The organism is Methylocaldum szegediense, assembly GCF_949769195.1.
In the GTDB taxonomy this organism is placed as follows: domain Bacteria; phylum Pseudomonadota; class Gammaproteobacteria; order Methylococcales; family Methylococcaceae; genus Methylocaldum; species Methylocaldum szegediense.
In genome coordinates, this window is the sequence record NZ_OX458333.1 from 1965625 (window position 1) to 1978533 (window position 12909).

Annotated in this window: 11 protein-coding genes; 4 read left to right on the forward strand and 7 right to left on the reverse strand. The window is 59.4% G+C overall.

Annotated features, from left to right (window positions below):
- The first annotated feature begins 427 nt into the window (after positions 1-427).
- From QEN43_RS08335 to QEN43_RS08345, 3 genes are all read left to right on the forward strand, one after another.
- Complete coding sequence (locus QEN43_RS08335) at positions 428-853, forward strand: hypothetical protein (RefSeq protein ID WP_317963941.1); 426 nt, start codon at positions 428-430, stop codon at positions 851-853.
- Between the two features lie 179 nt (positions 854-1032).
- Positions 1033-2007 carry a hypothetical protein gene (locus QEN43_RS08340; protein WP_317963942.1) on the forward strand — a complete coding sequence of 325 codons (975 nt, stop codon included), beginning with the start codon at positions 1033-1035 and terminating at the stop codon, positions 2005-2007.
- A gap of 32 nt (positions 2008-2039) precedes the next feature.
- Positions 2040-2831 (forward strand): hypothetical protein, encoded by a 792-nt coding sequence (locus QEN43_RS08345; RefSeq protein ID WP_317963943.1) that lies wholly within the window; start codon positions 2040-2042, stop codon positions 2829-2831.
- Positions 2832-3259: 428 nt separating this feature from the next.
- On the opposite strand, the gene QEN43_RS08350 is transcribed toward QEN43_RS08345, so the two are convergent.
- The 3 genes from QEN43_RS08350 to QEN43_RS08360 are packed head-to-tail and all read right to left on the reverse strand — an operon-like array spanning position 3260 to position 5486.
- Positions 3260-3937, reverse strand: coding sequence for a lysophospholipid acyltransferase family protein (locus QEN43_RS08350; protein ID WP_317963944.1), 678 nt, complete (start codon positions 3935-3937; stop codon positions 3260-3262).
- A 2-nt stretch (positions 3938-3939) separates the two neighbouring features.
- Positions 3940-4881 carry a phosphatidate cytidylyltransferase gene (locus QEN43_RS08355; RefSeq protein ID WP_317963945.1) on the reverse strand — a complete coding sequence of 314 codons (942 nt, stop codon included), beginning with the start codon at positions 4879-4881 and terminating at the stop codon, positions 3940-3942.
- Entirely contained in the window at positions 4878-5486 is a 609-nt protein-coding gene (locus QEN43_RS08360; protein ID WP_317963946.1) for a CDP-alcohol phosphatidyltransferase family protein, read from the reverse strand. The genes QEN43_RS08355 and QEN43_RS08360 overlap by 4 nt, the downstream gene beginning before the upstream one ends.
- Before the next feature lie 477 nt (positions 5487-5963).
- On the opposite strand from QEN43_RS08360, the gene QEN43_RS08365 reads away from it, so the two are divergent.
- Positions 5964-6428, forward strand: a complete 465-nt coding sequence (locus QEN43_RS08365; protein WP_051332027.1) for a pyrimidine dimer DNA glycosylase/endonuclease V — start codon at positions 5964-5966, stop codon at positions 6426-6428.
- A gap of 285 nt (positions 6429-6713) precedes the next feature.
- On the opposite strand, the gene ppdK is transcribed toward QEN43_RS08365, so the two are convergent.
- The 4 genes from ppdK to QEN43_RS08385 form a co-directional block, all read right to left on the reverse strand.
- Positions 6714-9440, reverse strand: a complete 2727-nt coding sequence (gene ppdK, locus QEN43_RS08370) for a pyruvate, phosphate dikinase (RefSeq protein ID WP_026611856.1) — start codon at positions 9438-9440, stop codon at positions 6714-6716.
- Between the two features lie 185 nt (positions 9441-9625).
- The gene (locus QEN43_RS08375; protein WP_051332026.1) at positions 9626-10345 is read right to left on the reverse strand and encodes a cytidylate kinase-like family protein; all 720 of its coding nucleotides are present in this window, start codon (positions 10343-10345) and stop codon (positions 9626-9628) included.
- Positions 10346-10469: 124 nt separating this feature from the next.
- Entirely contained in the window at positions 10470-11264 is a 795-nt protein-coding gene (locus QEN43_RS08380; RefSeq protein WP_026611855.1) for a hypothetical protein, read from the reverse strand.
- A gap of 209 nt (positions 11265-11473) precedes the next feature.
- The gene (locus QEN43_RS08385) at positions 11474-12883 is read right to left on the reverse strand and encodes an APC family permease (RefSeq protein WP_036269272.1); all 1410 of its coding nucleotides are present in this window, start codon (positions 12881-12883) and stop codon (positions 11474-11476) included.
- Positions 12884-12909: the final 26 nt, after the last annotated feature.

The following is a 12909-nucleotide window of genomic DNA, read 5'->3' on the forward strand; positions in this document are numbered from 1 at the left end:
CCCCGTTTGGCGACTTCCTCCCTTGAGGAAGCGGACCACGACCTGAAACGGTTGCTGGACAATCCCGGTTTCGGGCGACGTTGTCGTTCATGAAAATAGTTTTTTGATGCCGATGGGCTCAAGACCTTATCGCGAGAGGCCCGAGTGCCTCGGCGGGAAGCGTATTCATACGGCTGCCGGCGTTCCTGCCGCAGAAGGGGTCAGGCTTTTGCAAGTCCAAAGCTGAACACCCGTCAAAAAGCTCGGCCCGAACATTGTCTTGCGCCGAGTCAAGAACGCATCGGCCTCCGGTATCTCGTAAAACAGCAAATGAGCGCTTGCCAGAAATAGTCCGAATTTCTTCGTTCGACCAGCAGGGAGCAATCCGGGTGAAAAGAAGTCACACAAATAACACTCGGCCATTATTGATCAAAGGAGTGATTCGAACATGGATGCGAACCGTATTAACAAGCCACGCCGTTTTTTCGGACTTCTGGCCTTCGTGATGCTCGGCGGGCTCTGGTCGTCCTGTGCCACGGTCGAGGCCGACCGGGCACGGAATACCGAACAGTTGCTGGCCGCGGCAGGATTCAAGGTAAGACCGGCCGATAATCCGGAGCAGCTCGCGCACGTCCAGACTCTGACCCAGCACAAACTGGTACCTCACGAAAAGGACGGCACGGTGTATTACGTCTACGCCGACGCCAGCACGTGCCGGTGTATTTATTGGGGACCCGAAGAAGCCTACCAGCGCTACCAGCGATTGGCAGCAGAACGGGAAATCGCCGAAGATCAAAGAATGGCGGCCGAAATGAACGAGGACGCCGCCATGAATTGGGAATTGTGGGGCCCTCGATACTGGTGGATCTATTGATACGCGGAATGAAGGATATCGCTAATTTTCCCAGAGCCAAGCCTGGTCGTTTATCACTCGAACTCTTGTAAACCACCTCGGCCTTTCTCACGCAAAGCGGCTCCTGATCCCCTGCCGAAACCAGTTCCGTTGACTATACTTGCGACACCGGTTTTGTCGGGGGATTGGGGGAATACGACATGCACGATGTTCAAAAGGGCTTTCGGATCGGCGATCAGTTCGTCTCCTGGGGCACGACGCTGGCGGAAGCGTGCCGGTTGCTCGGTATCGAACCGGACCACAAGCGCGGCAAAGCGAGTCTGCCCTGCGCGAACACCTACGGTTTTGCGGTTGTGAGCGCCGAGCTGGACGCTCCAGCAACAGATCGGCCGGTGATGACCGTCACTTTCGAGCTAGCGCCCTACCGAACCGGGACGCCAGAGCCCGAAATCTGGGCCACCCCTCTGTCGGAACGCTTGGGACCACCGGACAAAGTGAGCCGTTCCGAAATCTCATCCGATATTCCGCCGGGGAACGCCGTACAGTTTAATGCCCACTGGACATCCTCCGAAACCGACATCGGTTTGTCGGTCTACGGTGGCTTACGCAAGGTTGACGACGGCTTTTCCGTCGGCCGTCTGTCGCTAAGCTGGAGTACGCGGCTTGCCGCACGGCCTTATATCGATGAATGGCGCGCCCGCGTTAAGCGGCTTGTGACCATCGCCGAACGGCTTTCAGCGCTATGGACCTTCAAGCTGGATTGGCCGCATAGTGGCTACTGGATGTTCCGCGGTCATAGCCCGGAGGCGTTGGCCGAACGGGAGGCACGGATCAGCCTCTATGAACCCGAGTTGTTGGATACGCCAGCCAGCATTGCAGCCAAGCTCGATCCACAGAGCTTCGCGATCTGGCGTAGCGACGATCACGGTATCTGGGGCGCCTCGACTTTATGGGACAGCGTCATGGTCGAATTCGGACAACCGACGAAGGTCACCTGGGTCGAAATCAAACCGGCCAAGGGTGGGGGCTGGGCAGAGTTGCAGGTGGGACCGAAAGGAGATGGACCTTGGCATGTTCAGTCGCACCACGGCTCGCCGGCCATCCGCAACGCCGCGCAAATGCTCGCCAAGTTTCCCGGAGTGAGATTGGAACAGCAAGAAGGCTACGATTGCTGAGCTTTCACGCATCGCATGCGAACGCATCGTCCATGAAAATCGTCACGATCACGTTTTGGGTGGTCGGCATATTGCTCGCGCTCGGGATTCTTTGGATCGCCTTGCCCTGGATCGAAGTCGCCGTGCTCAATAGTTTCTTCGCCAAGGAAATTGCCACCGATGCCGACCTGCCGTGGGCAGCGCCAGGCCGCAAGGCGCGCTACTATTCCCTCAAATCCTGGGACTGGAACAACGGAATTACCGGGGTCGCCGCCTGGGGCTCCAGCTCGTGGAACAAGGAAAATCCGATCGAGACGGCCAACAAGGCCTTTGCATTCCTCGAGAAACACCGGACGATGAATGCCTGGCCCGCAGCCGGCACTTTCGAAACCTATAGCGTCTACGACCAGTTGCAGCCGAGTGATGTGCACCACCAGGACTATGACGGCAATACCATCGTGACCTATACGCAGCGCGTGGCGCCGTATCGTTTCTTCATCGTCTCGATCGAACCGACCGTCATCGTCATGCAATCCGCGCTGGAACTGCCCGCATGGCACGAGGAATACGTGCAGCAGGGCTATTCGCGCGACAGCCGCTGGATACGGTGGTTTATGAGCCTGCCGGAGCGGCAGCGCTTGCCCGACCTGGTCTGGCTGCGGAACCCAGTGGAATTCGGCACCGAGCTTCCGCGCGGGAGCGGCTGGAAATGGTTTTCGCCCGACATCGACCAGCTGCCCACCGATTTGTCCCTGGCCGAGAACGGCAGCACCGTTATTCCGCTCCGGCGCGGTCAACTGAAATTCCGGCCCGGCGAATCGGGGTGGCATGTCGTGCGGGAATGAGTCCTGACGTATCCTTCTGCGTGGCGGTGGTCTTAGAGCATTTTCTAATCTGATGAACGGAACAACTGAATTTTCCCGTATGGCGCGCCCGAGCATCGCCGGCTTGAGCCGGAATTGCCCGAAGGGGCACGCGAGGGAGCGCGTGCGGCGATAGAGGCATAGGGACGTGCCTTCTGTCGCCCCCGGCTCTAGCCGGCGACGCGCAGGATCAGCGCGCCATCCGGGTGCCCTTTCTTTTGGTTACTTTTCTTTGGGCACGCAAAGAAAAGTAACTCGCCCGCGGGGCGAGACCCGCTTCAAACTTTAACTCGCTGCCGAAGGCAGCTTCCTTATCGTACATCAGAGATGAAAACGCTCTAGAAAACCAGCGATCAGGATTCAGCCTGTCAAAATTATCGAAATGCCCCGCCAGCTTGGAAAAACGACGCTCATGACTCCGACTCGGGGGCATTGGTGGCGCCTTCGTACAGCCGATTTGCCGGAGGCAGCCGGGATTGCAAGAACTTGAATTGTGATTCCAATCGTTCCATGAAACCGCGCCGATCGCCGTTCCAGCGCATCGGTTCACCCACGAACACATCGCAAAAGAACGGCACCAGCAGGCACTCGCCCTTGGGCATAGCCCGCCCCAATCCATGCATGAATACCGGAACAACTGTCGCTTCAGGACAGCGCATGGCGAGATGGACGATGCCGGATTTCAGTTTTTGCATGGTTTCCGGCTCGCCACGGGTGCCTTCGGGAAAAATGATGAGCACGTCGCCCCGCGCCAATGTCTCATGGCACTCGTTCAAAGGATCGTGATGGCGGCTCGCGCCACTTCGCGTGACCGGCACGATACCGATAAAGTTGCGTGAAAACCAGGCAAGCCAGGGTTTGCTGAGAAAATAGTCGGCCGCCGCGGCGGGACGCACCCGGTGAATTTCGCGCAACGGAAACAGCGACAGAAGAACCAGGGTATCCAGATGGCTATTGTGATTGGCGGCGACGATCGCCGGGCCGCGCACCGGCAGCCGTTCCCGATTGCGGATGTTGAGGCCAAGCACGAACAGAGTGACGGGGCGCGCCACCAAGAGAACGAACAATAGGCGGAGCAAGCGTTGCATGGTCAGTAGTGCAGGTAGCGGATGAAATGGAAGAACAGCGGCGCGGTGTAGGTGAGGCTGTCCAGCCGATCGAGGATGCCGCCGTGTCCGGGCAGCAAGCTACCACTATCCTTGACCCCGATGTCACGCTTCAGCGCCGAGATGACCACATCGCCGACGAAACCACAAACCCCGATCAACAGCCCCGCCAACACCGACTCCATCTCGGTCAGCGGCGTTAGCCAGGGCGCAATCAGCCAGGCCAGCAGCGTCGTAGTCGCAACGCCTCCTAGGAAACCTGCCCAGGTCTTGTTGGGACTGACTTTCGGAACGATCTTGTGCCTGCCCAAGCTTTTTCCCCAGAGGTACTGAGCCACATCGTTGAGCTGCGTCAGCAGCACCAAAAATAGCAGTACCGTCGCACCGTTGTAATGCATGCCCACCGGCTGTGGCAAAGCCAGCAAATAAGCCATGTGCGAGAGGCAGAACACGGTGGTCATCAAGCCCCAGCTGATGATGCCGGCCGACCTCAGAAAACCTTGCGTCTCGCCGGCAAGCACCATGCGCAGCGGCAGGAACAGGAACATATACACCGGGATGAAGATGATGAACATGCCGTACCAAGCCTTGTGCACCCAATAGTACTGAACCGGAATGGCGAGATAGGCCCAGAACAGAACCCGGTAATCGGCACGGCGGGTCGGGATCAGCGACAGGTATTCCTTGAAGGCAAGAAAGCTCACCAATCCCAGCACCACCACCGCCGTTGTGGGACTGGACACCACCACCAGACAGAACACGCCGACGATCAACCACCAGGTACGCACACGCAGCCGCAGCTCGGTGTAGTCCTTCTCCGGATGCCGTTTTTGTAGCAGGACGCTCAGAATCGAGGCTAAGGCGAGCAGCAGGAAAATCCCGGCCAGCGCATACAGCAAAACATCGGGCAAGTGCGTGAAATTCATGCTTGAACCTCCCCCAGGATCGCGCGGGCGCGATTCGACACCGTAATCAGCGACAACAGAGCGACGACCGTCAGTACGACATTGAGCCAAACCCCGGCAGACCACCCCAAGCCGATGGCCAACCCGCAAGCGCCGAACACGAATGCCCGGTCGCTCTTGCCCATGGGACCATCGTACCGGCGCGAGGCGCCGACCATGACGCCGCACACCCCGACGAACTCGGTCAACCAGGCCAGCAAGACCACCGCCACCACCAACCAGGCGTGCAAGCCCGGCAATACCGCGAACGCCAAATACAGCGCCGCATCGGAAACCAAGTCGCCCGCTTCGTTGAGCAGTCCGCCGAGCGCACTCTGCTGACCGTACTGCCGTGCCAACATGCCGTCGATGGCATTGAGTGCCATGCGCACGAACAAAAAGACCGGAAAGCTGAGCCACAACGCCGAGTTCTGCGGCGACCACGCTAATACCGCGCCCATTGCCACGGAGAGCGCCGCCGCCGACAGCGTGACCTGGTTGGCCGTGACGCCGATAGCCGCCAGTCTTCGGACGATTCCGCTCAGACTTTGCTGAAACAGAGGTTTGAGTTGATAGATGCTGGGCATGATCTTGTCCTTATTCTTTTTCAACAGGACTTACGCATTTCGCCCCTTCTCCCTTCGGGAGAAGGTCGGGATGAGGGGATCAAAAAGGAAGTTCCTTCATTTCATCCCCCTCACCCTAACCCTCTCCCTGAGGTAGAGAGAACCGAAGCCACTTCTGCGTAAGTCCGGTTCAATTAACCCCGCCAATAAAATATAGAGACTCGTTCTCGGTAGGCCCGTCGAAGCCTCCAGCCCCCCATGGACAAGTTCGGAGTGTTTTCGAGCCGGGCGGCTGACGTTTTAATGTTCTATCGTCTGGACCTCGACGTTTTTGCCGGTCGCACTATCGTGGCGGTTGCGGATGAACGATGCTCACCGAAACGGTCGGAGTCGAAGTCATACAACAAAAGCGTCACCGAGTCACGAATTTACCTGCTCCGACCGAGCGAATCTTGTTTTCGATGACACTTTTCGCTGGGCGGAACTGAAGCAACGGCCATGAGACTCTGGAGTTTGCACCCGAAATTTCTCGACCGATCCGGTCTGGTCGCCCTCTGGCGGGAAGGCCTGCTCGCCCAAGCCGTACTCGAAGGAAAAACGAAAGGCTACGTTCATCACCCGCAACTCCATCGCTTTCGCGTCCAGGCGAACCCTGTCGGGCTTTTAGCCGAGTACCTAAGGGCAATCCATGCAGAAGCGGCGAGCCGCGGCTATCGGTTCGAGGCGACGAAGATCGCTCCGTCTCCGACTGACAGCCGCATAGCGGTCACCCGCGGACAATTGGAATTCGAATGGCGGCATCTCTTAAGCAAGTTGGAAGCACGCGATCCGAAATGGTTGGCCAGAATCATTCACGTCCGCACGCCGGAACCGCACCCGCTTTTTTACACCGTGCCCGGCCCTATCGAGGAGTGGGAAAAAGGATACGGCTGCACCCGCCGGCCTGGTGACACGGACGCCTGACGCAACGGCGTCGCCAAACCGGAAGCCCTTCTCCTGCCGGCTTTCGAAAACCGGCCAATCGTCAAACTACCCGCAAGACCACCAAGCGAAGCGATTCTCAACCGACGGCACAACTCAGGTTCGCCTCAATAACTCCAAAAGTCTTACAGAAGCTCTTGAGCGAATAGATTCCGTTCCTGTCCCTCGGCAAGGCTCACCACGGACGAAATCCACAGATTACTGTTCGTCCTCAGCCCTTGGACAGGCTGCGGACAGGTCCGTCGAAGGACTTAAAACAGAGCTTCCCTAACGTTCCGCCTCCAGCTTCGCGTGCGCCGCCGCCAGCCTTGCGATCGGCACGCGGTGGGGCGAGCAGGAAACGTAGTCCAGGCCGATGTCGTGACAAAAGCGTATGGAAAACGGATGGCCGCCCTGTTCGCCGCAGATACCGATCTTGAGGTCGGGATTGCTGTCGCGGCCCCAGTCGACGGTCATCTGCATCAACACGCCGACGCCCTTGACGTCCAGCACCTCGAAGGGATTGTCGCGGAGAATGCCGTACTCGGTATACAGCGGTAGGAACTTGTTCTCGGCGTCTTCGCGGGAAAAGGAGAACACCGCCTGCGTGAGGTCGTTGGTGCCGAACGAGAAGAAGTCAACGATCTTGGCCAACTCCCGAGAGCGCATGCAAGCCCTGACCGTTTCCACCATGGTCCCGAATTTGAATGGAAGCTCGAACCCGAATCGGCTTTCGATCTCTTGCCGGACCTCGTCGACGCTGACCTTCACCCGTTTCAGCTCCTGCGCGGTGATGACCTGCGGCACCATGATTTCCAACGCCGCATGGACACCGTCCTTCATGCACGCGGCCATGGCTTCTAGGATGGCGCGGATTTGCATTTCGTAGATTCCGGGATAGGTGATGGCGACACGCACACCACGGTGGCCCAGCATGGGGTTGACCTCGTGCAGTTCACGGACCTTGCGCAGCATTTGCTCCTTTTTGGCGATGACGCTGTTGACCAGATCCTCGCTGAGGTCCTGGTCGGGCACCGGGGATAGCCCCAAGCTCGTCAAGGCGGCGCTGCGGCCCTTGACCGCTAGCCGATACGCCTTCAATCCCTCGATTTCGTCGAGCAACTGATGTTCGCTCGGCAGAAATTCGTGCATGGGAGGATCGAGCAGGCGTACGGTAACCGACCGTGGCGCCACGATCCTGAAAATCTCCTCGAAGTCCCGGCGCTGCATGGGCAGCAGCTTGTCCAGGGCCGCTTGCCTTTCCGCGGCGTCGCGGGCCATGATCATGTCCACCACCACTGGCAACCGGTCGCCAGCATTGAACATGCGCTCCGTTCGGCAGAGTCCAATGCCCATGGCCCCGTATCCCATGGCTACAACGGCGCCCTCGGGGGTGTCCACATTCGCGAACACCTTCAACCGCGCCATTTCGTCCGCCCAGGAGAGAAGTGTCTCGAGTTCCTCGGAGAACTTGGGCGGAATGGTTGGGATTTCGCCCAGATAAACGTTGCCCGTGCTGCCGTCTATCGTGATGAGGTCGCCTTCGCGCAAGGTGATATCGCCAACCCGCGCCAGTCGCGACCGGCTGTCCACCTGTATGCCCTCCGCCCCCGCGACGCAGGCCTTGCCCATGCCCCGGGCCACCACTGCCGCGTGCGAGGTCTTGCCTCCGCGGCTGGTCAAAATGCCTTGGGCGGCGAAAAAGCCGTGTATGTCTTCCGGCTTGGTCTCTTCCCGCACCAGGATCACTTTTTCGCCGGCCCGCCCCATGAGCTCGGCCTGGTCGGCATCGAACACGCACCGTCCGCTGGCCGCGCCGGGGGATGCCGGCAAACCTTGGGCCACGGGCTTCTCCGTGTGCCTGGGGTCGAGGCGTGGATGCAGCAACTGCTCGAGATGGGAAGGATCGACCCGCAGCAATGCCCGTTCTTTGCTAATAAGCCCCTCGGCGAACATGTCCACCGAGGTGCGCACCATCGCCTGCGCGTTCATCTTACCGTTGCGGGTCTGGAGGCAATAGAGCACACCCTTTTCGATGGTATATTCGAAGTCCTGGACTTCCCGGTAATGGTTTTCAAGTTTGTCGCGCAACTCCACGAGCTGCCGGTAGAGATCGGGCATTTCCTTCGCCATCTCGGCCACCGACTTGGGCGTCCGGATGCCGGCTACCACGTCTTCGCCCTGGGCGTTGACCAGGTATTCGCCATACATCTCTTTTTCGCCGGTACCGGGGTTGCGGGTGAAACCCACGCCCGTGGCACTGTCGTCGCCAAGATTACCGAACACCATAGTGACCACGTTGACGGCGGTGCCGTTGGCCATGTCCGGCGTGATGTTGAACTCGCGACGGTAATCCACCGCGCGCTTGCCCATCCAGGAATTGAACACGGCCTTGATCGCGATCTCCAGTTGAGTGAACACGTTTTCGGGAAAGGGCTTTCCAGTTTCCTTCTCCACCACCCTCAAGAACCTCTCGCTGATCTCCTTGAGATGGCCGGCGTTGAGGCCAATGTCGGCCTTGACGCCGGCGGCGCGTTTCACGTCCTCGAACTGCTCGTCGAACAGGTGGTCCGGAACGCCAAGCGCGATTTTTCCGAACAATTGGATGAAGCGACGGTAGGCGTCGTAGGCGAAACGCTCGTTGCCGGTAAGCCTTATCAGGCCGCGCAGGGTTTCCCTATTGAGGCCCAGATTGAGGATGGTGTCCATCATGCCGGGCATAGACAGGGCCGAGCCCGACCGGACCGAGACCAGGAGCGGATTGTCTTCGCCGCCGAAGCGCTTTCCGGTTTTTTCTTCCAGCCTTCGGATGTGCTCGCCCACTTCTTCGAGAAGACCGCTAGGCAACTCTTTCCGGTCCAGATATTCGAGACAAGCTTCGGTGGTGATCACGAACCCGGGCGGCACGTTCAGCCCAATCTGGGTCATTTCGCACAAATTCGCCCCTTTGCCCCCTAAGAGGTGTTTGTTTCGGCCATCACCTTCCGAAAACGAGTACACGTATTTCTTGCTCATGATCGATCTCCTCGGTTGGGGCTTGACTCCTGCAACGATGTGGCTCGCCTATCCCGAAAGTCCCGCGGACAAGCTTCAATTCGCGTAGCACACGCTCGGTGTTACGTCCAGCCGCCGGCGCCCGGAGAAAAGGCCGCGGCCAACGTCGGCGATATCAACTTGAAGTCCATTTGCAAACGTCGGCATCAACTTGAGACGTGTTTTCGTAGATCGAAACCGGCTCGCTGCATGGCCAGCAGCACCACGGACACGGCGCTGTCCACGGAGAGGCGGTCGGTGTTGATGACCAGATCGAAGTTTCTCGCACATTCCAGAGAGGGATGCTCGAAGCGCTCGCCATACAATTTCAGCACCGACTTGTTACGCCGCACGTTGATCTCGCGGACCTTGCGTTCCGCTGCGTGAAGCGGTATGCCCGATTTCGCGGCCTCGCGCCTGGCGCAGATGCGCTCCGAGCCGACGATGCGTAGGCGCAAAACCTTCTTGTCCGAAAGGATGAGATGGGCGCCGCGCCCCACCAGAACGCCACCTTTCCACGCGAGATCAACGACGACCTCGTGGAGATAGCGGCGGTAGGTCTGCAGATCGCCTGCCGTGCCGGTCAGCAGGCTGAACAGTAAGGTGGATACGCCAGCCGAAACATTCTCGTCGTATTGCTCGAATTTAAAACGTTCCACTTTGGCCCTCTCGGCCACCTTGTCCAAAATTTCCCGGTCGTATAACGGGATGTTTAGGTAATCCGCCAGCTTGTGTGCAATCTCGTCGCCCAAGGACCCGTAATCCCTAGAAACCGTAATGACCGTTGGCTCATTGTCCCCGGAACTTTGAGCCTTGGCTTCGGTTTTGAAATCTCGGAAATCCTTGATGAGAATTGCTTTGAGAAAGGTGTCCGGGTCTGTGGCCATGGCGTTTTTTTCGAGGATATGAGTGAAGACGTTCGGCGGCGATAACTAGTTCCGGGACCTCGAAGCCCGGAAGACATTGATGCTGACTATGGGTCCGGCGGCGTCCCAGACCGCTGCCATCGCTCTACCGGACTCCGAGAATCCAGCCCTCGACTCCGGCTATGGCGCGTTCCTGGGGCGTCAGTGGGGGTTCGAGCAAGGCTTGCAGACGACCACCACGGTCGGCCTGGTACAGCCAGGCGGCGATAGTGTAAGCGTCGTGCTGGTCCGGGGTGCGGCCCTCGGTCGGATAAATGTGCTTCCACAATGAAGGATAGACTTCGGCAATAGCCGACTTTCCGGGCGGGATGGCCCAGCCGTCGAAAGGCCAGAAATGCACTCGCTCACCCCGTTGCCGCCGCAGGTACCGGAGCCAGGGAATGCCCGCATGGGTGGATTTTGCGACCGACCCTTGCACGTCGAAATGGAACACCGACTTCGCCCTCGCCCGCTCCTCGCACAGCCGGCGCCAGCGCGCACTACCGGTGCGAGCCGCGCCGTCGCCGCAAAGGCCTTCGCGCACGAAGTCGACATAAGTGTGGTCCTCGTCTGTTGGCCAGTGCCGCTGGAAGTCGTCGAGAAACGCCGGCCAATCGGGCGGCAGGTGATGCACCTCGAAATAACGGAGCGGGAAGGAAAAGCTATGATCGATGCCGGCCAATGTCGGCCGATCTTCGAGCAGGCGCTCGACCAGCCACTCGGCGATACCACGTCGGCTCCAGTATTTGCGCGAGCCCGGCGGCGGCGTCACTTCCGCCGGCAGCATGTCCTTTTCCGCCAGATAGACGCGCAGTCCTTTGAGGCTGGACGTCGGAGTTTGAGCGCCTGAATAGTCGATGCCGACGTAGCGGACAAAACGCGGGAAGTCACTGATAGTCACGGAATCCTCGTTTCAACGATGAGGGCGGCTACTCCCATTCGTGAATCAAAGAAAGAGTCTTGTAGCCGTTGGGTGAACGGGTTCGTCGGCGAAGAATTGCCGATCGACGAATGCTGCACCCGTGCTTGTTACTCAAATCCCGATTCACCGGTTGGCCGAGTGCCGACGCATCTTTGTCGCATCGACAGGAGCGAGCAGGCTCACTGGCGTCATTCGCGACGCGCGTCCGAACCGGCGTCCGTTCTGAACCGCCAGTAGGCATAGAAAGGCAATCCCGCGGCGAGGAGGGCCAAGCCTAGCCCGGCATCCCGCGGATTATGCAACACCATGCCGGTGCAGAATGCGCATGCCACGAGAAAAAACGCCAAGGGCACCCAGGGGTAGCCCAAGGTTCGATAAGGTCTCGGCAGTGCCGGCTCACGGAGACGCAGCGCGATCACGGCGAGCGCCGTGATGCCGTAGAACGCCCATTCCCCGAAGATCGCATAACTGAACAGGCGCTCGAAGGCACGTTCGTCTCGACCCAAGATCAGAATCAGAGCGCCGGCTGCGAGGCCCTGCACGATCAAGGCTTTCGCCGGTGTCCGATGTACCGGGTCGATATCCCCCATATGCCGAAAGAACAGCCCATCGCGGGCCATCGCATAGGACACCCGGGCACCGGTAAGGATGGCGCCGTTCAAAGCGGCAAGGGTCGACACGATTGCCGCTACCGTAATCGCCCTTCCGCCCCATTCCCCCAAGGCCAAGGACGCCATGTCCTGGGCCAGGCGCCCGGATTGCTGAACTTCGGCGAGCGGCAGGACATAGAAATACGCCAGGTTGATCAACAGATAGACGGCCATCACGGCGGCGATACCGAAGATCAGGACGCGCGGGATCGTGCGCTGAGGATTCTTGATTTCGGCTCCAATCATGGTCACGTTGTTCCAACCGTCGTAGGCCCACAACGCGGCCGCCAGCGCGGTGCCGAAGGATTCGATGCCGATCCGGGCGGAAACGGTGCCGGCATCGGAGAAATGTTCCCAGGACCCTTTATCGCTCGCAAGGCCCAGAACCGCCAAGACCACGATGGCGCCGACCTTCAACAGTGTCAGGACGTTCTGAACCTCGCTTCCCAGGACGACGCCCCCGTAATTCAGGAGCGTGAAAACCAGGATGCCGGCGAGCGCCGTGAGCTGAACGCCGGTAAGGGTGAGATCCAGACCGGCGATGGAATATTGCCACACCGGCTGATCGAGGTCGTGGACGAAGAAACCGAGAAAGATGGCGAACGCCGTGGCGATGCCGGCGATCGACCCGGTCTTGCCGATGACCACCTGCTGCCAACCGAAGAGGAATCCCCACAAGGGACCGTAGGCGCGCCGCAGGAAGATATACTCCCCGCCGGCTTCCGGGAAGGCGGCGCCGAGCTCCGCATAACTGAGCGCGCCGGCGAGCGAGAGAAACCCTCCGACCACCCAGACCAGGAACACCGCCCAAACCGAGCCGGTTTCCCGCGCTATGGTCGAAGGCACCAGGAATATGCCGGTGCCGATCACGGTGCCCGCCAGGATCGCACCGGCGCCGAGGCATCCGATCGCCCGCTCCAGTTCGGGAGGCTTAGCGGACGGGTTCATGGATTTCGAGATCCAAAGCCATCTGG